Origin of the sequence: Ottowia caeni (genome assembly GCF_050821495.1) — a bacterium.
Classification (GTDB): domain Bacteria; phylum Pseudomonadota; class Gammaproteobacteria; order Burkholderiales; family Burkholderiaceae_C; genus Ottowia; species Ottowia caeni.
Genome location: NZ_CP151080.1, coordinates 61,687 through 83,343 on the forward strand (window position 1 = coordinate 61,687; position 21,657 = coordinate 83,343).

Sequence of the window (21,657 nt, forward strand, 5' to 3'; positions counted from 1 at the left end):
TGCATTTGCGGTCATTTCGGCCTCTCTTCGTCGCCCATAGCTGCTGCTATGGGCTCCTCAGTCGGGACCAAACTGCCTCGCAACTGCCCTCGCTGCCATCCCAGGCCCTAATGGGAAATCTGGGTTCAAAGGCCGATTGCACGGCCTCGACCATGCGCAACGCGAGCAGCCGATCTTCCAACTGCGGATACTCCCGCGCCAGCTTGCCTGACACCTGCCAGCTGTTGTCTTTGATCGAACGGATGATGCGGGCGTCATCAGGGTCAGTCATCTCCATCACGTCCTTGATGCGTCGCTGGGCGAGCTGGAATTTCAGCAGCACCCTCGCCTCCTCCGCCATCTCGTTCCGGATCGTGTGCGCGACTAATCTCGCCGTATAGACCGCCTGCTCGGTCAGGTCGGGGTAACGCCACGCGAAGTGGGCGTCCCCATAGTCGTCAAAGACAAGGTTCGACTTTATGCCGTCGGCATAGGTGACCAGCGGGCCGAATCGGCGGGCATCGGCATACCGCCGCATGAATGGACGAGAAAAAACCTCCAGCTTGCGGTCGTAGCCGTGCCCGAACTCGCGGGTGTTCGTGATGCCCGCCGACACGGGCAGGATGATGCCCTCGGGCACCGCACCGTCTCGCTGCAGCGTGTCGTTGATCAGGAACCGGTGGATGCGGCCATTTCCGTCGCTCATGGGGTGCACATAGACGAAACCGAAAGCAATGGCAGCGGCACGCGCCAGTGCCTCCTGACCACGCGTGGCACGCTCGAATTCGATCAGTCCGTTGCGCATCCCGGCCACGTCATCGAAATGGGGAGCGATGTAGTGGACGATGTCACCCTGTAGGCTGAACTGCCCCACGAAGACCGGTGAGCGGCGAAGGCCCCTGCTGAGTGCCGCCTCAGCGAGGATGCCCACTTGCAGCACCTGGAGACTCGCGTCGGACATCGGGTCGGCGATCTTGCCGCAATGCTCTCCAATGACGTGCGCGAAACGCCTGATGCGCTCGGTCTTGTCGGCTTCGTTTTCGATGAGAAAGCTGGCCCGCGACTCCTTGAGCGTCAGCCAGGCAGCAGACCGTGCGCCGCTTCCAGCGCCTTGAACCCCACATGCATGTTACGTAAATCCGATATCTGGAAAGCGGAAACGATAACAAGAGCCAGAATTAGCTCCATAACGCTACGGGGTACTGATACACAAAACAGCTCTCAGAACAATCAAAACTACCCAACGTAGGAAAGGCCGTACGAAAACAGTATGAAAGAAGACAAGCAGCATCAAAAATACTAATTGACAGCGAGATGAGGTCACTCAGGTGCGTTGAAAACGTTCAGGTCCTGCCTGCGTCACCTTGCTCCGCCTCGCCACCACTTCACCGAGCCTCACCTGGCCGCAGCAACAACACCGGCGCCAGCGTCAGCGCCGCTCGGACCGCTGGCGTGGCCGCATAGGCATCGCTGGCGCGCAGCAGTTCGCCGAACCGTTTGGGGTCGGTGATGGCCTGGAAGTGCTGGGGTTCGGGCCTGCGCAGTGCGTCTTTCAGATCACGTGCCGGATTGATCATGCTGCGCCGAACCTCGAACCACTCGCGGCCCACGTCTTCGAACTGTAGCCGTCGACGTAGATGGCCGTTCTTGTCAAGTTCTTCTTACCACCAATGAGAAAGCCACCTTACGGTGGCCTTCTCGCCCTAAACAAAAGCCAATTGAATGGCTCCGCGAAGGGATTGTGATAGATCAATATACACGTTTAAACGTGGCTTCGCCTAGTCACCGCGGCCTGTACTGCACTGAAGGAGTGCAGGAGGCCGTCGAAATCAACTAAGACGACGGGAGCGAAACGGAAACCAGTCGCCCCCTGGCGAGAGCATTCAAGCGCTCAGGAAGCGAGTGACTTCGGCCCAATCGTTAGTCGAGAGGGCGACGTCCTCGAAGTCGCCAGCTTCCTCGTCGTAGCACGAAACGCAGAAGCGCTGGCTCCTGCCGGATCCGCGGTCGGCATAGTTGGCGTAGTCGACATACACTTTCAAACCGCGCTTCGCGTTCTCGAATGAAGGAGCGGCATCGATGTAGCTCGATGAGTCGACATATCCTTCGGGTATGGTCGGCAAGGTTGTTATGTCGAAGTCGGGAAATTCGCGACGCAGTCGTTCAAGGTGCATATGGGAAGCGTGTGAAGGCTGGAGGCTAGGGATTTTACGTCTCTCAGTGTCGTCATTCGCCACGATGTCCCACGAAATAGAGATTGAATTAGCGCTACGCGAATTCTCCCCAAGCCAAGCAAAGAGACTCGCACGTCGCGCGTGCGTATCGCGTGATCACCGATGACCCATTCACGGGCTTTGTTTCCGACCAAGTAGGTTCAATGCTCTTCCGGCAAACACCGGGCGTCCGCTATGCACTTCGATGAAAGACACCCTGCGGTCGAAAGCCGACGATCTATTGGAGCTGACAGGCCAGACCGCTCCTGATACCCCAAACGCAGAAAATCCCCAGAACTCCTTCGAGCGCTGGGGCTTTTAATGCTTGGTGGCCTGGGTTGGAATCGAACCAACGACACGGGGATTTTCAACACACATAACAATCTGTAAATTACACAGTAAGGCGTTGTTTTATAAGGCGTCTTTCCATTTTTCCGCCTCAACTTCTGCTTTTGCCGAACCTTCTGCCGAACCCTTCCGAGCTCCGAGCCAGATGTCCATCGGTTTTCTCGAAGTGGGACAACGACATAGCGGTCCGAGCACCGAACCGAACTACCGAACCGCATGGTCATGACGGGAAATTTTCCCTGACTAGCTGCGCTCTCGCTTGCCGTCTGGCCAGAGAGCGAGTCAGTCGCGCTCTCTGGCAACTCCGTTGACCCTGTTCGGCAATGGAACGCCCGCGACAACTGCTCACACCACAGGTGAATAGCTGCTCACGCCCCGAAGCGACCATTCTGGAGTGCAGGGTGAGCCGCTGAGCATGGCGAATGCACCAGTGTGTCGCTGTCGGTTGATTCCACATACGCACCATCTATGACTTTCCGTCGATGAGGCGGTGCAGTGCCGCTATACGGAGGTGGGTTCCAGCTGCGGCTTCGTTAACAGTCCACAGCGTGAACTGGGTCACCCGATTGAAACGCGGCGACAATCCCTTGATATCCGCCTGCGCGGCTGTCGCCAGCAAGATGGCATCGCAGCCGCCAGACATAACCGCCTTTTGCAGCACTAACCGGTGACGCGTTATGAACGCGATGTTTTTCGCATGCAGAAAGTCCTCGGCGGCCACGCGCGTAGGCTGAACCAAGATGGAGCGCTGAGGGGTGATGTCGTCAAGATTGAAGGCCACAACACCAGGGGCACCCATCGCTTTCAATTGCCGACATCCTTTTTGCAGCTGCTTTGAGACGCTGTCCTCGGAGTAAACCTTCTTGCAGGCCAAACCGTACTCCCCGAGTAGGCCGGGCAGCGTCACGGCGAGGTCTGGCGGTTCCTGCATCCGTACGGGAACTTGGCGTTGCCTCAAGAACCGATTGAGGTCGAGCTCCCACAGCGCGTCTTTTCCCTGAGATGGCTGGCGCGTCGAGAGGTGCATATCGCTTTTTGTGATGCGACGTATCGCCTCTTTCGCCTCGGGCTCGTCAAGCACTGCTTCAACGGCGTGGGCGATGCGAACTGCCTCATCCGCTTGCATCAGGGTCAAGATGTCGTGTCCGTTGGTCTGGGCTTCCCACTGCTCGTTCAGAACCTGTGCCTTCTGGAACAGAGAGCCTAACGCGCTATTAGGTCGGCATTGCAATCCTTGTGCCTCAATGCCTGCTCGAACGCGTCTCACAGTTTCGGCAATCTGCGCGTACGTCTGCACTCGATCCGACCGTTCGAGTCCGTGCAACTGAACAAGCGAAGGGTTTGCTGTGGATGTCATGAGAGGTCAAATAGAACGAGCATCAGCGAATTCTGCCCGGCGAGTCACGTGGCTAGCCGTCCTGAGCGATTGAACCACGCTAGGCGGCCGAGACCATGAACACCAAAATCGTTGACCACCGACAGCAATCGCTGCAAAGCCGTATCTATAGAAAGCCGTTCCAAACTGAACCTGCCAACACACGGAACTCTTGGCATTGACCAACTGCTGTCGCACCGCTGGCGGCCTGTCACCATCTGAACAACATCAACCATGACCTAGAGGTACGTTCAACATGGGTTCGCCGCACGCATAGCGCTGAACGTCAGTGCAATCGTTTAGCACCCAATCCGAAGGGTCAGGCGTAGATACGTCAACTAGTGAAAAGCCTCCTGGGCCTTTTTGGCAAGAGCCGATCGATCACTTCAGCATGCAAAGTTGCCCTATCTGACCAAAAGCCCATGCTGTAGCGAGTATTTTCGTAGTGGATGGTCGATCCGTATTCGATCGTGCTTAGAAAGTCTCTCGCTTGATGGGCAATTGATTTGAGACCCGTGATCGCAATAATCGCATCCAAAGGCAGCGATTCAATGCGAACAAGCTCGCCCATCGGCCATGCAGAATCAAGCCCGGCCCTAATGCGTATAAGTGCAGCGGCCGAGCTAGCTTTGGACGCTCCTTCAACTAAGCCGCACACACTCGAAGCAAAGGAGGCAGCGTATTGAAGCGAATTCTGCTTCCTCTGCTCAACAGCTCTACGCTCCACAAAAAGCGGGATGATAAAAGCTGCCCCAATGGCAATGACACTAAACACAGCCTGCATCCATCCGGACCACTCGGCCTTCGTCATACACGACCACCAGCCTTGGGGAACCACCAGCAGACAATATTCCTGCGCAGGCTTGGTGGCCGCCACCGCTGCGGCAATGCCTTCAGCCAACTGATTTGCAGATTCCATGGATCCCCCGGTTGTTACGGGGAGTATCGCGCACGGGCGCACGATCATTGCCTCTCAGCAGGGCTTCATCTACATCGCAGCGGACAACGAGTACCAATGTCCTGCAGGCGAGCGCGCCATTCATCGCTTCAAGACCGTGGATACCTATTAGTTTTCTCGAAGTGGGTCAACGACATTAAGATTCACCTGAGAAGTCGATGTAACTTTTTTCGTGATGACAGATTATCACAAGGTTACGAAACTCGTGACATGGTCACTGAGTTTCGGTCAAGTCCAAACATCGTCGGAAAGCGCATGCGCTCTCGGCATGAGGAACTGGGCCTGTCGCAGGAAAAAGTGGGGGTGCAGATTGGCATCGACGAGTCATCGAGCCGTGCCAGGATCAGCCGCCATGAGCTCGGCACACACGAGCCGCCTGTGGACACAGCAAGGCTCATTGCCAAGGCCCTGCGCATGCCATTGGCTTATCTGTACTGTGATGAGGATGACGTGACCGTGTTGCTCATGGAGCTGGCTACTAAATCAACAGCCCAGCGCAAGGCTCTCGTTTCCCAGTGGCGGCAGGGCTTGCGTTAGGTCAGTGCAAGGGCAACTGCCGGCTAGCTGTCTAATTTGGCGAGTGACCAGTAACTGGGAACCAAACATTCACTTTAGTCACTGGCAAGTGGTCGCGCTCGTATTTCAGTCTTGTCAGAAAGCTCCAGTGCATCCTGACGTTCTTTGCCAGAGTATTTCACGGTGCTTTCCGGCTTGCCGCGCCTAGATGTAATGCACGGCACAGGTGTTTTAGTGCGCTGACAGATCGAAGAGACGGCCCACATCGAATCGACCACAACCTAGGCCGTCGCTCGACCGGCCCGTAGAAATGGCGACGAATTGGGCCGTCCGCGATGGAGGACAGCTATTTTGAAGTCTAGTATCTAGTCGCTCGTCAACTAGCAAACCAGTCCAGCATCCTCATAGATACCCAGTAGAGACCCCAGCCGAAAACGCTGAGGGTGGGCAGCATCAGGAGGCCCTTGGCCATTGGAACGCTACCCAATACCGAAACCGCCCAAGAAGGCGTTGGGCGCTTGGAATCCCAGGACGAAGTGACAACCTGACCATTCAGGATGAATGGCCGCCAGAAATTCTTGAAATGGTCCTCGGTGAAGAAGTCGCTATGGCCGTAATCGAAGAAGCGATCTGAGACACGCGACGTCTTGAACCCAAAGGAGCCGCTCTCTCCGTACCCGAACGAGGCGACGCGAGCGATAACGGGCCAAATATCTCGGGTTCCGACTTCGTTTACGCAGTGCTGCTTATTGAACTCGTGGGGCAACAAGTCCCAACGGTATGCAGTCGGGATAATAGACCCGCAAAGCAGCAGGCGCTTTATTCTGATGTCCGGCGCGTCCTGCAAAATCTTCGAAACGATGTAGGTTCCAAAGCTGTGAGCCATCACAACCAAGTCGCTGTCCTTATGCAAGCGCTGCAGGTCCCTTAGCTCATATTCAACCTTGGCGATGGCCTTCTTGCGAAAAGGACCGAGAAACCGGAAAACATCCTGATAGCCGTACCCGATTGGCGCGACCACCACCTTGCCCTCAACAGCCAGTGCGTCGCGTGCCTTTTCTTGCCAGCCGGCCGCCGTTCGGATGCCATGGATGAGTGCAACGATGATGAGGCGTTCGACGGATAGCTCTAACTGGCCTGAGGCGTAAAGACTGAAGCCAGCCTCCAGCAATTCGTGCTGGTCTTGCGGGCACGCCGCCTTGAAACCACGGAAAGCTGCGAGTGCTTCCTGGGGAGGACGGCTATCGAGCAGGGTCTTGAGCTTCCGAAGCAAATCTTCGGGTGACATCAGGACTCGGCAACGTAGATAGTTCGAAGATCGTTGGGCGTGACTTCCATCCGGACATCGCGAAGATGGTCATGCAAGCTGTCAGGCACTTCTTCAACTGAGGAGAACTCAGCGACTCCTCCACCGGCAGGTGACTCGACAACAACGACGCGCCTGAGGATGTGCTCGGACGTAAGGAGGGAGATTAGTACAGCCAACTCGCTGCTCGTGTTGACTTTGCTGATTTGCTGAATTAGTTTGGGGTCCAGACGAACCTTGTGCAACCGCTTCTGCTCAGCGGCTGTATCCAGGTACTGTGCCACCAAATCTAACGCCCTGGCGCTAGACGGAGAGCTGTTAATTATGTTTGAGAACTTGGTGGAGAACATACTCGTACTCCTCTTCTGTTACGGCTGCCGTCACCGCAAACTCATTGTCTTCGCCATTCAGCAGCACATGAATCTCCTTGACAGTCTCCCCCTTCTCGACGATCTTGAAGTAAATATTGGAGTTTGAACACTGCACGGCTCCAGCATTGAATGCAGCTAGGCTCTGGGCAACTCGCTCACTTCCTGCCAAGTCGTCAGCGCTCAGCACAGCGTTGGCTCGCAAGCTCATTCCTTCGTCGTCTTGCAGCGTGTAGGTAGAGAACTTCACTAAATGCTGGAGCTCGTCGCGCTTCGCCCAGAGGTTCTTTTTCAGTTGCATAAGTGACACCTCGGCGAACTCGTTACGTACGATGATGGGCTTCAGCCGATTGAAAAAATGCGCCAAATCGTCGCGATAGCGGGTCGCATTATCCCGCGATGCAATTCGGATTTCTAAAAGGCCGTTGTCCCATAACCGCGCGAAGTTAATCGCACGCTGGTGCTCGACCTTGTAGACCTTCGTGAACGTCATCGCCTTATCATCGGTCACTTCGGATGTCAGTTTTCTGTAGGTGCGTTTCTCAATTTCCTTCAGCGCCATAAATTTGACGCCTCCCATTTTGTCAAAGCGAACGTCCACGAATGTAGGCTCAGCCGGTAAATCGATCACCAGCGGGTCATCGGCAGCTTCGACTGCGTCCCTCTCCAAAAGTAAATTCCGAACCCGCTCCTCCGCGATCATCGCGGCCGCTCGATCAGCTGCACACCAGAAGAGAAAGATATGCTGGCGCCCGAAGCCTTCGGTACGCCTCAGTAAGGCATGTAGATCAGCAAGGGTAAGCTGGCCTTCATCGATAGCAGGGAGAATGCGTTTCGTACGGAGCTCCTCCCACGAGCCGGCCGAATGTGAGAGCTCCCTGCTCTTGAGAAAGTCACGCACGACGGCAATGCTGGTGGCACGCTCAATGAGCTCTAGTAGTATGCTCAGTTTCTGCGCACCCTCTACCATCGAGCTCAAGACACCCATACCCTCGGCTGCAGTTTCTGTCATCCCACTGTCCCCTGTTGTTTCTTTAGACTCATTATGAACGAGTCGGCTTGGCCTGGGATGAATATGCGTAACCCTAGACGCAATCCAAAGATGGCTAAGACGGAAGTACGGATTCGACGATTTTAGGTCCACTGCTGACCCTAATACTCCCCTTGATACCTGGGTCCGCAGCAAGCAGACGTAGTGACAATCGCTGGCGCCTTCAGCCAAAGTCGGTTAGAAGGTCCCAGACCCAAGAGCCTGCTCAAAGACTGCATTGAGTCGGAAGCAGTTACCCTGCTTGACTGTCACTTTGCGTGACTAACTGAACAGGGGATCATCTACCCCCAGAAACAGCAACGCCCCAGAACTCTTTCGAGCGCTGAGGCGTATTTTTTGGTGGCCTGGGTCGGAATCGAACCAACGACACGCGGATTTTCAATCCGCTGCTCTACCAACTGAGCTACCGGGCCAAGACCAGTATTCTAGCACTATCTCTTAGCTACTTTTCACGCCAGGCTGTTTCAATACGAAAAAATTTCCTCGCAGAGCGATGCCCCTTTTAGGACAAGGCGCTGCTCTGGCCTTCACGTGGAGGCGGCACTTCCTCGTCGGCCACGGGAAAGGTCTACCCCCAGCTGCTTGAGTTTGCGGTACAAGTGCGTGCGCTCCAGCCCGGTTTTTTCGGCCACCCGGGTCATGGAGCCGCCTTCCTTGGCCAGGTGAAACTCGAAGTACGCTTTCTCAAATGCGTCGCGTGCATCGCGCAGGGGCTTGTCCAGCTCAAAGGTTTGCTGGCCCTGAGGGCTCAGGTCCACGACGCTGGGCAAGGATTGGCCGCCGGTCATGGCCGCTTCCACGGTCAATTCAGATGCCACGATGACTTGCGTCGACGACTCAACGCCATCGAGGCCCGACTTGCGAGCCATGCTTTCACGCAAGAGCCCCTGCTCCACCGCTTTTAGAAGCTTTTGAAGCGTGATCGGCTTTTCCAGGAAAGACTGCGCGCCGATGCGCGTGGCCTCGACTGCCGTATCTATGGTGGCGTGGCCACTCATCATGATGACGGGCATGGTGAGCAAGCCTGTTCCTCGCCACTCCTTGAGCAAGGTAACGCCGTCCGTGTCGGGCATCCAGATGTCGAGCAGAACGAGATCGGGCCGCGCGCGCTGACGCGCAGCGCGCGCCTCGGCGGCGTTTTCAGCTAGTTCGACCGTATGGCCCTCGTCGTTAAGGATCTCGGAAAGAAGATCCCGAATACCAAGCTCATCGTCCACTACCAGAATGTTGGCCATGTGAAGTGCAGTTCTCTCTTTCCGTGCGCAAAATTAATGCCGGTTTCGGACAGGCGCAGGCTCGAATGATAACGATACTTGCGCGCCAGTCACCCGGCCATCTACGATGCGGTTCGATACTTCGAGCCTTGCACCATGTTCCTCAGCTATTTTTTTACCACAGGTAAGCCCAATCCTGTTCCTTTGGCCTTCGTAGTGACGTACGGCTCAAAGGCGCGTTTGAGTATGGCTTCCGGGAAGCCATGACCGTGATCAATGACGCTCATGCGCACTCGATTGGCCGTTGGCACCCATTGGGATCGTATCAGGACACCGGCGTCGTCCGGCAACGTCGCGCCGGCTTGATGATCAGTGGCGTCCAGCGCGTTTTGCACCAGGTTATGAATGACCTGCCGCAACTGCTGTGCGTCGCCCAGTATGGGCGGACATTGAGGATCACATTCGAATCGCAAGGGTACCTGCGCCTCTGTCTTGCCGTCTTCGCCCACAGCACCGTACAGATGCAGCACTTCATGTATCAATTCATTGAGATCGAGCGCTTTCAGGTCGGCCGCCGGCAAACGGGCGTAATCGCGAAACTCGTTAACGAGCCGCTTCATCGCATCGACTTGGTCAACGATGGTCTTGACTGACTTGATCAACATGGCGCGCTCAGTCGGAGGCAGTTTGTCAGCCAGCTTGAACTCCATGCGTTCAGCCGATAACTGAATGGGCGTCAGCGGGTTCTTGATTTCATGGGCAAGGCGCCGGGCCACTTCACCCCAGGCCTGAGCACGCTGGGCAGAAACAATCTCGGAAATGTCATCGAACACAAGTAGGCGCAAGCCTCCGGGCAGCGCTGCCCCCTCGCCACAAGCGTCACAGTCTCGGAACTGGTACCACCGGCATTCCCATAAAGCTCGAAAGACTTTTGCCAATGATCGAGCCCGTGCTCGGTGCGCTCGCCCTCGAATTCGCCAAACTGACTTTGCACGTCTGCGGCAAAGCTATCCAGTCCAGGCAAGGTTCCCAGAGCCTTGCCACCACTGGCGGCGAACGGCACGCGCAAAATGCGAGTGGCTCCAGGGTTGGCTGACTGAACCACACCGTCGCGGTCCAGAACGATGACGCCGGAGGTCAAATTGTCGAGTATGGTCTGCAAGTTGGCTCGGCCAGCCTCCACTTCGCGCATGCTGGAATCAACGGCGGCCCGGGCGTCAGCGAGTTGCTGCGTCATGTCGGCAAATGACCTGGTGAGCCCCACCAGTTCGTCGCGGCCGGTCAGCACCACCTTGGGAGTCAGATCTCCCGCAGCGACCTGGCGCACGCCTTCCGCAATCATCAGCAAGGGGGTAGCCAGTTGTTTGCCAAATAGCACCGCGAGCAACACAGCGGCAAACACCGCAAGGAAAAGGCTCAGCGTCAGGGTGCCGATGTACATACGCCGCAGACCTTCCCGCCCCAGAGCCCGTTCCTGATACTCTCGATTGGCCTGCTGCACCTCCAGGGCGTTGCGCACCAGCGCAACGGGCAGGGGCAAGACCGCTTGAAGATACCGTTGCTCCTCCAGCAGCCCCAGGGATCGGGCGTTGATCGCCGCGACCGCCTTGATGCGAGCTACGGTATTGGGTGAAATCACGCCCTCCGCATCGACTTCGTCAATGCCCTCTATGGCGGTCGCCACGCCCTGCGAGCGTGCCTGGCGCAGCATCTGGGGAGACGGGCGGTCCGGATTGAGATCAAAGCGCGACCGGCCTGCACTGGCAAGCAGCCGCCCAGAGCTGCTCCACAGGGTTGCATCTGTAGCTCCGAGCTGCGCGCGCAACTGCTCCAGCGGTACCGCTGCCAGGGTGTCCGGGGTGTCGACAAGGTTCGAGGATGCTGCACGCAACTGGTTGCCAAAATCACGGGCCTGCGTCTCAAGCGATGTTCGCGCCAAGTTAAGCCCCGCCTCCAGGGCACCTTCCACCCTCACGTCAAACCAGGACTCTATGGAGCGGGATACGAACTGATAAGAGACGACGTAGATCAGCAAGCCCGGCAGCACGCCCACCAGGCCGAAAATGGCGGCAAGCTTGATCAATAGCCGGCTACCGAATTTCCCTCGCCTCAGCCGGGCCACCAAGCGGTAAATACCCCACAAGATCACGAGGCCTAGCAGCGCCGCCACCGTCATGTTGATGACGAACAACTTGGTGTAGTAGCGCTCGTACAGCAGGCGGTTGTTGGTGGCCTGCACGAGCAAGAACACCAGAATCAGCCCGATACCCAGCATGACAGCGACCGCCACACGCAGCGACCAACTCGCCAGCCTTTTCCGGGAGCCCGTATTCGGCGCCTCGGCGGAAATTCCGGCGCGTTCCGGGGTGCTCACTTTCCACCCTCCACCGTCAGATCCAGCCGCCGCTCGATCGACAGGTTCCACTCGGATTGCCCGAGAGCACCCAACTGAAAGGTACGCGGCAATTGCGAGGCATCCAGGTTGAAGCGAAAGCGCAACGTTTGGCGGGAATTGTCCTCGATGGCGGCCAACTCGGCGACCTTCCATTGCGAGATCCGCTGTACCGACGCCATGGCCTCGGACAGCGAGTCGTAATACTGGCCCAAGTTGACGCCCAACCCTGCATTGGACAAGGGCTCGGATGAACTGGTAAACCGCCAACGGCGCGTTAATGGCTGGTATGACACCCGCATGTATCGGCTGGCAGTAGCCACCACCGCATCGGACCAATACCAACGCTCGCGAAGAACTTCGGCCTCGGCGATGAAATAGACCGGAATGCCTTTGTACAAAGCCTCCTCCACCGCCTTGGACAATTCAAACTTCATCTGGGCGGACAAATACAGGCCGTCTTGTGCCCGCTCCGCGCGCAACTGAGTCAGGCTCGCGTACGACTGCGCCTGGGCCATGGCACCTGCCGGCCACCAAAGGACACAGAACGCAGCCAACAGGCACGCATGCCAGACGCGCTTCCAGGATGAGAGAATATGAAAAACCGTTGTCACAACTCACATTGTCGCCAAGCCAGCGGGTATCGATTCCTGGCAAGGGCAATAAATACCCAGACTTCGGACACCGAGCGGCACAGTGTTGTGCGCAACTAACGCCCCTAAGGCCGAGGAAGTTTCAGACTTGGTGCCATGCTTCTTGAGTCAATCCATGGCGTCGTGTACATGAGCGGAGGCCAGACGGCCTATCAAACCGGCCGGACGAAATCCGAAAAGCCACGCCAAGAGCATGGCGGGGAACTGGGAGATCGCATGGTTATAAGCCTGCACCGCCGTATTGAGGGCATCCTGAAGTGGCAAAGTCTGATGCAGCAGGGTAACCCAGCGCGTTTGCAGGCGCTCGGCAGAAGCCTCGCCGTCGCCTGGTCCGACTGCGTCGCGCAGGGCGCCTTCCCATGCCGTGACCATCGCGTCATGGGCCATTGCCAAGCTGGCCGTCGCAGTGCCATCTATTGGATGCGCGCGCACTTGAGCCAAGGCCACGGCGAACTGCTCACTGGCCGCGGAGAGTCGCGCCCAGGCTGCCTGGGCCTCATCTTGCGCAATTTGCGACACGGTCGCGGCGCCCCGCATGGATTCGGGTAGACAAGCCTGCACCCATACCACCTGCCGCAGCAACTGTTCATCAAGGACAGAAAAAGCCTTGCGGACGCCTGTGCGTAACCGTACCAGCCGGTTGTATGCGCCGACGGCCCAGAACAACACGACTGCACACGCCAGCCAGAACAAGATCGAAGAACTCGACATAAAGAATAAGCAAAAAAACACCCGCCGCGCTGGTTCAGCAGCACGGCGGGTGTGATTCTTACACTGAAGGCCTGTCGCGATTAATCCGCGGCAGAGGCGCCCTCGTCAAAAGGCGATGATTCAGCCGAGTCACCAGTCTCGGTCACAGCAGCCAGTTCAGCTGCTTCTGCCTCGGCGATGGCTCGGCGCTCTTCCTCGTCCATATGGTCCTTGACCTTGCGTGCCTGATGATAGGCCATACCGGTACCTGCGGGAATCAGGCGACCAACAATGACGTTTTCCTTCAGGCCGCGCAGTTCGTCGCGCTTGCCCATGATCGCGGCCTCGGTCAGCACGCGCGTCGTTTCCTGGAACGAGGCTGCCGAGATGAAGCTGTCGGTAGACAGCGACGCCTTGGTAATACCCAGCAGCAGGTTCGTGTAGGTGGCCGGGATCTTGCCCTCGGCACGCAGAGCGTCGTTGGTGTCCAGCATTTCGCTGCGCTCCACCTGCTCGCCAGCAATGTAGCTGGAATCGCCCGAGTTCTCCACCACAACGCGGCGCAGCATCTGGCGAACGATCACCTCGATGTGCTTGTCGTTGATCTTCACACCCTGCAAGCGATAGACGTCCTGCACTTCATCAACGATGTAGCGAGCAAGCTCTTCCATGCCTAGCAGGCGCAGGATGTCCTGCGGATCGGCCGGGCCGTCGACCACGGATTCGCCCTTGTTGACCACCTGGCCTTCGTGCACCAGGATGTTCTTCTCCTTGGGAATGAGCTCGTCCCACACCTTGCCATCCGGATCGGTGATCTGCAGGCGAACCTTGCCCTTGGTTTCCTTGCCGAAGGACACGGTACCGGTGATCTCGGCCAGCATGCCCTTGTCTTTCGGGCTGCGGGCTTCAAACAGTTCGGCCACTCGAGGCAGACCGCCGGTAATGTCTCGCGTCTTCTGGCCTTCGACCGGAATACGCGCCAGCACTTCGCCGGGGCCCACGTCCTGGCCGTCGCGGACCTGGATCAGAGCGCCCACCTGGAAGCCGATGGTCACCGAGTGGTCGGTGCCGGGGATCTTGACTTCGTTGCCTTCGGCATCCACCAGCTTGACCTGCGGACGCACGATCTTGGCCGAACCGCGGCGCTTGGGGTCGATCACCACCAACGTCGACAAGCCGGTGACTTCGTCCACCTGCTTGGCCACGGTGAGGCCCTCTTCCACGTTCTCAAATCTCACCTGGCCGGCGAATTCAGTGATGATCGGGCGCGTTAGCGGATCCCAGTTGGCCAGAATGGTACCGGCCTTCATCTGCTGGTCAGCCTTCACGGCGAGCGTAGCGCCATAAGGCACCTTGTGGCGCTCGCGCTCGCGACCAAGCTCGTCGTGAACGATGATTTCGCCGGAACGCGAGATGACGACCAGTTCACCCTTGGTGTTGGTCACATAGCGCATCGTCGGGTTGAAACCGATCACGCCGTTGCTCTTGGCTTCAACGCTGGAAGCCACCGCTGCACGCGAAGCCGCGCCACCGATGTGGAACGTACGCATGGTCAGCTGCGTGCCTGGCTCACCGATCGACTGAGCAGCGATCACGCCGACAGCCTCGCCCATGTTCACCAGACCACCGCGACCCAGATCGCGGCCGTAGCACTTGGCGCAGATACCGAAACGGGTGGCGCAGGTCAGTGCAGTGCGGACACGCACTTCATCGATGCCTGCTGCCTCCAGCTCGTCGATCGCGTCTTCGTCCAGCATCTGGCCGGCCTTGATGACCACTTCCCGCGTTTCGGGGCTGATCAGATCTTCAGCCGCTGTACGACCCAGAATACGGTCGCGCAACGATTCGATGACTTCACCGCCTTCGACGATGGCGCGCATCAGCGAGCCGTCGCTGGTGCCGCAATCGATCTCGGTGACGACCAGATCCTGCGTCACGTCGACCAGGCGGCGCGTCAGGTATCCGGAGTTAGCAGTCTTCAGCGCCGTGTCGGCCAGACCTTTACGTGCACCGTGCGTCGAGATGAAGTACTGAAGCACATTCAGACCTTCGCGGAAGTTCGCCGTAATCGGCGTCTCGATGATCGAGCCGTCGAGGCTTGGCCATCAGGCCCCGCATACCAGCCAGCTGGCGGATCTGCGCTGCCGAACCCCGGGCGCCGGAGTCGGCCATCATGTAGATGGAGTTGAAGGACTCCTGATCCACTTCGTTGCCATGACGGTCGATGGTCTTCTGCTTGGCCAGTTGGGCCATCATGACCTTGGAGACTTCGTCGCCGGCCTTGCCCCAGATATCGACCACCTTGTTGTAGCGCTCGCCAGACGTGACCAAGCCCGAGACATACTGCTGCTCGATTTCCTTGACCTCATGCTCGGCGCGTTCGATGATGCCTTGCTTCTCTTCGGGCACCAGCATGTCGTCGATGGCGATCGAGATGCCGGCGCGGGTGGCCAGGCGGAAGCCGTTTTGCAGCAGCTTGTCAGCGAACACCACGGTTTCCTTCAGACCGCATTTACGGAACGAAGCATTGATGAGGCGCGAGATTTCCTTCTTCTTCAGCGCCTTGTTCATCAGTGCGAACGGAAGCCCCTTCGGAAGAATTTCAGACAGCAGTGCACGGCCGACGGTGGTGTCTACCAGGCTCGTGGAAGGCACGAACTCGCCAGTAACCTTGTCCTTGCTCCACTCGGTCAGGCGCACGCTGATCTTGGCCGTTAGCTCAACAGCACCGCCATCAAGGGCGCGCTGGACTTCGCCAATGTCGGAGAAGATCAAACCCTCGCCCTTGCCGTTGATGCGCTCACGGGTGGTGTAGTACAAACCCAGCACCACGTCTTGCGAGGGCACGATGGAGGGCTCGCCCGATGCGGGGAACAGCACGTTGTTGGAAGCAAGCATCAGCGTGCGTGCTTCCATCTGGGCTTCCACTGACAACGGGACGTGAACGGCCATCTGGTCGCCGTCAAAGTCGGCGTTGAAGGCGGCGCAAACCAGCGGGTGCAGCTGGATAGCCTTGCCTTCGATCAGGATCGGCTCAAACGCCTGGATGCCCAGGCGGTGCAGCGTCGGAGCGCGGTTGAGCAACACGGGGTGCTCGGTGATGACTTCTTCCAGAATGTCCCACACGACCGGCGTGCCGGATTCAACTTCTTTCTTCGCCGCCTTGATGGTGTTGGCGATGCCCATGGCTTCGAGGCGAGCAAAGATGAACGGCTTGAACAGTTCGAGCGCCATCAGCTTGGGCAGACCACATTGGTGCAGCTTGAGCGTAGGACCCACGGTAATGACGGAACGACCGGAGTAGTCGACGCGTTTGCCCAGCAAGTTCTGGCGGAAACGACCGCTCTTGCCTTTGATCATGTCGGCCAAAGACTTCAGGGCGCGCTTGTTGGCGCCTGTCATGGCCTTGCCGCGACGACCGTTGTCGAGCAGCGAATCCACCGCTTCCTGAAGCATGCGCTTCTCGTTGCGCGCAATGATCTCGGGCGCCTTCAATTCGAGCAGACGGCGCAGACGCGAGTTGCGGTTGATGACGCGGCGGTACAGGTCGTTCAGGTCGGAGGTCGCGAAGCGGCCGCCATCCAGCGGCACCAGCGGACGAAGATCCGGTGGCAGCACAGGCAGCACGTCGAGCACCATCCACTCGGGCTTGATGCCGGATTTTCTGAACGCCTCAAGCACTTTCAGGCGCTTGGCATTCTTCTTGACCTTGACTTCGGAGCCGGTCAGGTCACCGCGCAGCCGTTCGATCTCAGTGTCGAGTTCGATGCCTTCCAACAGTTCCTTGATGCCCTCGGCACCCATGCGCGCCACAAACTCGTCGCCGTATTCCTTGCGCTTGGCGTCGTAGTCGTCTTCGCTCATGATGCTGAATTTCTTCAGCGGGGTCATGCCAGGATCGGTGACAACGTAGGCTTCAAAGTAGAGCACGCGTTCGATATCGCGCAGCGTCATGTCGAGCACGAGGCCCAGACGCGACGGCAGCGACTTCAGGAACCAGATATGGGCGCAAGGCGCGGCCAGATCAATGTGCCCCATGCGTTCGCGACGCACTTTGGTCTGTGTGACTTCAACGCCGCACTTCTCGCAGATCACACCGCGGTGCTTCAAGCGCTTGTACTTGCCGCACAGGCACTCATAGTCCTTGATGGGGCCGAAGATCTTGGCGCAAAACAGACCGTCGCGCTCGGGCTTGAAGGTACGGTAGTTGATGGTCTCGGGCTTCTTCACCTCACCAAAAGACCACGAACGAATCTTCTCGGGCGAAGCCAGACCGATGCGGATGGCATCGAAATGCTCATCCGGCGTGAATTGCTTGAACAGGTCGAGTAGCGATTTCATTGGACTCTTTCCGTTTCAAAAATTAAGAACGCTCGAGCTCGATGTCGAGACCCAGGGAGCGGATTTCCTTGACCAGCACGTTGAACGACTCAGGCATGCCGGCTTCGATCGAGTGTTCGCCCTTGACGATGCTTTCATAGACCTTCGTACGGCCTTGCACGTCGTCAGACTTGACGGTGAGCATTTCCTGCAGGGTGTAGGAAGCGCCGTAGGCTTCCAGCGCCCACACCTCCATCTCCCCGAAACGCTGACCACCGAACTGGGCCTTACCGCCCAGAGGCTGCTGAGTAACCAGAGAGTAAGGACCGGTGGAGCGGGCGTGCATCTTGTCGTCGACCAAGTGGTGCAACTTCAAGAAGTGCATGTAACCCACGGTGGTCGGACGCTCGAAAGCCTCGCCACTACGACCGTCATAGAGGTGGGCCTGCGTGCGGGTAGCCGTAAGACCTTTGACCTTGGCCAGATCGTCTGGGTAGGCGAGTTTCAACATGGCACGGATCTCCTCTTCGGAGGCGCCATCGAACACCGGCGTAGCAAACGGCACGCCGTTCACCAGGTTGCCAGCCATCTCGAGGATCTGATCGTCGCTCAGCTGACTCAGCTCTTCCTTGCGGCCCGTGCTGTTGTAGAGCTCGTCCATGAACTCGCGCAGCTTGGCCACGCGGCTTTCGGCTTGCATCATCTCGTTAATGCGCTGGCCAATTCCCTTGCCGGCCCAGCCAAGGTGGACTTCCAGCACCTGACCGACGTTCATGCGCGATGGCACGCCCAACGGGTTCAGCACGATGTCAGCCGGCGTACCGTCGGCCATGTAGGGCATGTCTTCGACAGGAACGATCTTGGAGACCACACCCTTGTTGCCGTGACGGCCGGCCATTTTGTCGCCCGGTTGCAAGCGGCGCTTGACAGCCAGGTAAACCTTGACCATTTTCAGCACGCCAGCAGGCAGCTCATCACCTTGGGTGAGCTTCTTGCGCTTTTCCTCGAAGGCAAGGTCAAAACTATGACGCTGCTGCTCGATGGACGCCTTGATGCTTTCCAGCTGCGCGGCCACGTCGTCTTCCGCTGGGCGGATATCGAACCAGTGGTACTTGTCGACGGACGCCATGTAGGCTTTGTCGATCTTTGTGCCTTTGGCGATACGGTTAGGTCCGCCGTTGGCAACTTTGCCGATCAGCAGCTTCTCGATACGGTCGAAGGCGTCGGCCTCGACGATGCGCAACTGATCATTCAAGTCCAGACGGAAGCGCTTGAGCTCATCGTCAATGATCTGCTGAGCGCGTTTGTCGCGCGGGATGCCTTCGCGCGTGAACACCTGAACGTCGATCACGGTGCCTGAAGAGCCTTGATCCACGCGCAGCGAGGTGTCCTTCACGTCGGAAGCTTTCTCACCGAAGATGGCGCGCAGCAGCTTCTCTTCAGGTGTCAGCGTGGTTTCGCCCTTAGGGGTAACCTTGCCCACCAGGGTGTCGCCCGGCTGCACTTCAGCGCCGACATAAATGATGCCGGATTCGTCGAGGCGGTTAAGCTGCTGCTCGGCCAGGTTGGGAATGTCGCGCGTGATTTCCTCTGCGCCCAGTTTGGTGTCGCGTGCCATCACCACGAGTTCCTCGATGTGAATCGAGGTGTAGCGATCATCGGCCACCACACGTTCGCTGATCAGGATCGAGTCTTCGAAGTTGTAGCCGTTCCAGGGCATGAAGGCGATCAGCATGTTCTGGCCGATGGCGATCTCGCCCAGGTCAGTGGATGCACCGTCGGCGATCACGTCACCCTTGCTCAGCTTGTCGCCCTTCTTGACGATGGGACGCTGGCTGATGTTGGTGTTCTGGTTGGAACGCTGATACTTGATGAGGTTGTAGATGTCTACACCCACTTCACCCGCCACGGCTTCTTCGTCGTTGACGCGGATCACGATACGGGTGGCATCCACGTAGTCGACCACACCGCCACGGTTGGCCGTGACCACGGTGCCGGAATCGACCGCTGCGACGCGCTCAATGCCGGTACCAACCAGCGGCTTCTCAGGGCGCAGCACTGGCACAGCCTGGCGCGACATGTTGGCGCCCATCAGCGCGCGGTTCGCATCGTCATGCTCGAGGAATGGGACAAGCGAGGCAGCCACCGACACGATCTGCGCAGGCGAAACGTCCATGTACTGGATGCGTTCGGCGCCGACGAGAATGGAGTCACCTTTTTCACGGGCAGACACGAGGTCGCCAGTCAGGCGGCCTTCGGCGTCAAGCGTGGCGTTGGCCTGCGCAATAACGTACTTGCCTTCCTCAATGGCGGACAGGTAGTCAATCTCGTTAGTCACCTTGCCATCGATGACGCGGCGATAAGGCGTCTCGATGAAGCCGTACTCGTTCAGACGAGCATAAAGAGCCAGTGAGTTGATCAGACCGATGTTCGGGCCTTCTGGCGTCTCAATCGGGCAGACGCGACCGTAGTGTGTCACGTGAACGTCGCGGACTTCGAAGCCGGCACGCTCGCGCGTCAAACCGCCCGGGCCAAGCGCCGAAACACGGCGCTTGTGGGTGATTTCGGCCAGCGGGTTGGTCTGGTCCATGAACTGGCTGAGCTGCGACGCACCGAAGAACTCTTTCAGAGCTGCGGAGATCGGCTTGCTGTTGATGAGGTCGTGCGGCATGAGCGGATCTTGCTCAGCTTGGCCCAGGCGCTCTTTCACAGCCTTTTCGATACGAGCCAGGCCAGTGCGATACTGGTTCTCGGCCAGTTCGCCCACGCAGCGTACGCGGCGGTTACCCAGGTGATCAATGTCGTCCACTTCGCCACGGCCGTTGCGCAGTTCCACCAGGATCTTGACGACCGCCAGGATGTCCTCGTTGGTCAGCACCATCGGGCCGGTGGATTCGTCGCGGCCGATCTTGGCGTTGAACTTCATGCGGCCCACGCGCGAGAGGTCGTAGGTGTCCGGGTTGTAGAACAGTCGCTGGAATAGCGCCTGCACGGCGTCCTCGGTAGGTGGCTCGCCAGGGCGCATCATGCGGTAGATGGCCACGCGGGCGGCGAATTCATCAACCGTTTCGTCTGCACGCAGGGTCTGCGAGATGTAGGCGCCTTGGTCGAGTTCGTTGGTGTAGATGCACTGGAGATCTTGCACACCGGACTCGCGCAGCTTCTTCAGCAACGCTTCGGTCAGCTCGTCGTTGGCCTTGGCGATGATCTCGCCGGTGTCGCCATCTACGACGTTCTTCGCCACAACGCGCCCGATCAGGAAGTCTTCGGGTACGCTGATGTGCGTAGTGCCGGACTGCTCCATCTCACGCGTGTGGCGCGCAGTGATCCGCTTGTCTTTGGCAACGACGACCTTGCCGGACTTGTCGGTGATGTCAAAGCGTGCAACTTCGCCCTTGAGACGATCGGCGACGAATTCCATCTGGGCGCCGCTGTCCATGAGACGGAAGTTATCGTTGACGAAGAAGTTTGCCAGGATCGACTCAGGGTTGAGGCCAATGGCCTTGAGCAAAATCGTGACGGGCATTTTGCGACGACGGTCGACACGGAAGAACAAAATGTCCTTGGGGTCGAATTCGAAGTCCAGCCATGAACCGCGGTAAGGAATGATGCGGGCAGAAAACAGCAGCTTGCCCGAGCTGTGGGTCTTGCCCTTGTCGTGCTCGAAGAACACGCCAGGGGAACGATGCAACTGGCTGACGATCACGCGTTCAGTGCCGTTGACGATGAAGGAGCCCTTTTCAGTCATCAGGGGCACTTCGCCCATGTAGACCTCTTGCTCTTTCACCTCTTTCACCACCTTGGATTGCGACGTGGAAGATTCACGATCGTAGATGATGAGCTGCACACGTGCGCGCACAGCTGAGGAAAAGGTGAGACCGCGTGTCTGACATTCACGAACGTCAAACGCTGGCTTGGCCAGGTTGTACTCGACGAACTTCATTTCTACGAAGCCGTTGTGCGAGACAATTGGGAAAGCAGACTCGAACGCGGCTTGCAGGCCGTCATGCGTGCGCTTTTTGGGCGCCGTGTCAGCCTGCAGGAAGGCGGTGTAGGCATCCTTCTGCATCTGCAGCAGGTACGGCACTTCAAGCACACTGTCGCGGCTGCCAAAGCTCTTGCGGATGCGCTTGCGTTCGGTATATGAGTAGGCCATGTAAACTCCGGGAAAAGACGATGAGTCCTGGACATCTGGCGACTGGACAGCAGGCCGCTTGAGCAGCCTGCGTTGCTTGGTGGCTGGCCACTACCAGCCAATGGCAGACGACCGCGCG

At 58.1% G+C, this 21,657-nt stretch carries 14 protein-coding genes, 1 tRNA gene and 2 pseudogenes; 2 read left to right on the forward strand and 15 right to left on the reverse strand.

The genetic code is table 11. The annotated features are described in order from the left end of the window. Positions 1 to 46: 46 nt before the first annotated feature. The 5 genes from AAAK34_RS00330 to AAAK34_RS00350 form a co-directional block, all read right to left on the reverse strand. Positions 47 to 940 carry a Fic family protein gene (locus AAAK34_RS00330; protein ID WP_231697554.1) on the reverse strand — a complete coding sequence of 298 codons (894 nt, stop codon included), beginning with the start codon at positions 938 to 940 and terminating at the stop codon, positions 47 to 49. Between the two features lie 424 nt (positions 941 to 1,364). Then, positions 1,365 to 1,556 carry a hypothetical protein gene (locus AAAK34_RS00335; RefSeq protein WP_231697555.1) on the reverse strand — a complete coding sequence of 64 codons (192 nt, stop codon included), beginning with the start codon at positions 1,554 to 1,556 and terminating at the stop codon, positions 1,365 to 1,367. 306 nt (positions 1,557 to 1,862) lie between these two features. Next, positions 1,863 to 2,102 (reverse strand): hypothetical protein, encoded by a 240-nt coding sequence (locus tag AAAK34_RS00340; RefSeq protein ID WP_431777609.1) that lies wholly within the window; start codon positions 2,100 to 2,102, stop codon positions 1,863 to 1,865. Between the two features lie 904 nt (positions 2,103 to 3,006). Beyond that, positions 3,007 to 3,897, reverse strand: a complete 891-nt coding sequence (locus AAAK34_RS00345; RefSeq protein ID WP_431777610.1) for a hypothetical protein — start codon at positions 3,895 to 3,897, stop codon at positions 3,007 to 3,009. A 352-nt stretch (positions 3,898 to 4,249) separates the two neighbouring features. Beyond that, positions 4,250 to 4,834, reverse strand: coding sequence for a hypothetical protein (locus AAAK34_RS00350; protein WP_231697557.1), 585 nt, complete (start codon positions 4,832 to 4,834; stop codon positions 4,250 to 4,252). Between AAAK34_RS00350 and AAAK34_RS00355 the strand changes: the two genes are divergently transcribed. Continuing rightward, the gene (locus AAAK34_RS00355; RefSeq protein ID WP_231697579.1) at positions 4,833 to 4,985 is read left to right on the forward strand and encodes a hypothetical protein; all 153 of its coding nucleotides are present in this window, start codon (positions 4,833 to 4,835) and stop codon (positions 4,983 to 4,985) included. The two genes, AAAK34_RS00350 and AAAK34_RS00355, sit on opposite strands and share 2 nt — an antisense overlap. Positions 4,986 to 5,083: 98 nt before the next feature. Further along, on the forward strand, positions 5,084 to 5,410 hold the full coding sequence (locus AAAK34_RS00360) for a helix-turn-helix domain-containing protein (RefSeq protein WP_431777611.1): 327 nt from the start codon (positions 5,084 to 5,086) through the stop codon (positions 5,408 to 5,410). Between the two features lie 355 nt (positions 5,411 to 5,765). On the opposite strand, the gene AAAK34_RS00365 is transcribed toward AAAK34_RS00360, so the two are convergent. The 10 genes and pseudogenes from AAAK34_RS00365 to rpoB form a co-directional block, all read right to left on the reverse strand. Continuing rightward, positions 5,766 to 6,677, reverse strand: coding sequence for a hypothetical protein (locus AAAK34_RS00365; RefSeq protein ID WP_231697559.1), 912 nt, complete (start codon positions 6,675 to 6,677; stop codon positions 5,766 to 5,768). Then, positions 6,677 to 6,982: a hypothetical protein gene (locus tag AAAK34_RS00370; protein WP_431777612.1), complete on the reverse strand. Its 306-nt coding sequence runs from the start codon at positions 6,980 to 6,982 to the stop codon at positions 6,677 to 6,679. The genes AAAK34_RS00365 and AAAK34_RS00370 overlap by 1 nt, the downstream gene beginning before the upstream one ends. Positions 6,983 to 7,013: 31 nt before the next feature. Beyond that, positions 7,014 to 8,075 (reverse strand): hypothetical protein, encoded by a 1,062-nt coding sequence (locus AAAK34_RS00375; protein WP_231697561.1) that lies wholly within the window; start codon positions 8,073 to 8,075, stop codon positions 7,014 to 7,016. 376 nt (positions 8,076 to 8,451) lie between these two features. Continuing rightward, positions 8,452 to 8,527: transfer RNA gene (locus tag AAAK34_RS00380), tRNA-Phe, on the reverse strand. 114 nt (positions 8,528 to 8,641) lie between these two features. Further along, the gene (locus AAAK34_RS00385; RefSeq protein ID WP_231697562.1) at positions 8,642 to 9,349 is read right to left on the reverse strand and encodes a response regulator; all 708 of its coding nucleotides are present in this window, start codon (positions 9,347 to 9,349) and stop codon (positions 8,642 to 8,644) included. Between the two features lie 33 nt (positions 9,350 to 9,382). Next, a pseudogene (locus AAAK34_RS00390) lies at positions 9,383 to 11,702 on the reverse strand (ATP-binding protein). Further along, a complete protein-coding gene (locus AAAK34_RS00395; protein ID WP_431777613.1) occupies positions 11,699 to 12,334 on the reverse strand; it encodes a DUF4390 domain-containing protein in 636 nt (211 codons plus the stop codon). Before AAAK34_RS00395 ends, AAAK34_RS00390 begins: the two are co-directional and overlap by 4 nt. Before the next feature lie 147 nt (positions 12,335 to 12,481). Further along, positions 12,482 to 13,084, reverse strand: coding sequence for a LemA family protein (locus AAAK34_RS00400; protein WP_431777614.1), 603 nt, complete (start codon positions 13,082 to 13,084; stop codon positions 12,482 to 12,484). Between the two features lie 80 nt (positions 13,085 to 13,164). Continuing rightward, positions 13,165 to 17,404: pseudogene (rpoC, locus tag AAAK34_RS00405) on the reverse strand (DNA-directed RNA polymerase subunit beta'). Positions 17,405 to 17,426: 22 nt separating this feature from the next. After that, complete coding sequence (gene rpoB, locus AAAK34_RS00410) at positions 17,427 to 21,539, reverse strand: DNA-directed RNA polymerase subunit beta (RefSeq protein WP_231697566.1); 4,113 nt, start codon at positions 21,537 to 21,539, stop codon at positions 17,427 to 17,429. Positions 21,540 to 21,657: the final 118 nt, after the last annotated feature.

Coding starts and splice junctions, on each gene's coding strand:
- AAAK34_RS00330 (WP_231697554.1), bottom strand. CDS start 940: ATGTCCGACGCGAGTCTCCAGGTGCTGCAAGTGGGCATCCTCGCTGAG.
- AAAK34_RS00335 (WP_231697555.1), bottom strand. CDS start 1,556: ATGATCAATCCGGCACGTGATCTGAAAGACGCACTGCGCAGGCCCGAA.
- AAAK34_RS00345 (WP_431777610.1), bottom strand. CDS start 3,897: ATGACATCCACAGCAAACCCTTCGCTTGTTCAGTTGCACGGACTCGAA.
- AAAK34_RS00355 (WP_231697579.1), top strand. CDS start 4,833: ATGGATCCCCCGGTTGTTACGGGGAGTATCGCGCACGGGCGCACGATC.
- AAAK34_RS00350 (WP_231697557.1), bottom strand. CDS start 4,834: ATGGAATCTGCAAATCAGTTGGCTGAAGGCATTGCCGCAGCGGTGGCG.
- AAAK34_RS00360 (WP_431777611.1), top strand. CDS start 5,084: ATGGTCACTGAGTTTCGGTCAAGTCCAAACATCGTCGGAAAGCGCATG.
- AAAK34_RS00365 (WP_231697559.1), bottom strand. CDS start 6,677: ATGTCACCCGAAGATTTGCTTCGGAAGCTCAAGACCCTGCTCGATAGC.
- AAAK34_RS00375 (WP_231697561.1), bottom strand. CDS start 8,075: ATGACAGAAACTGCAGCCGAGGGTATGGGTGTCTTGAGCTCGATGGTA.
- AAAK34_RS00385 (WP_231697562.1), bottom strand. CDS start 9,349: ATGGCCAACATTCTGGTAGTGGACGATGAGCTTGGTATTCGGGATCTT.
- AAAK34_RS00400 (WP_431777614.1), bottom strand. CDS start 13,084: ATGTCGAGTTCTTCGATCTTGTTCTGGCTGGCGTGTGCAGTCGTGTTG.
- rpoB (WP_231697566.1), bottom strand. CDS start 21,539: ATGGCCTACTCATATACCGAACGCAAGCGCATCCGCAAGAGCTTTGGC.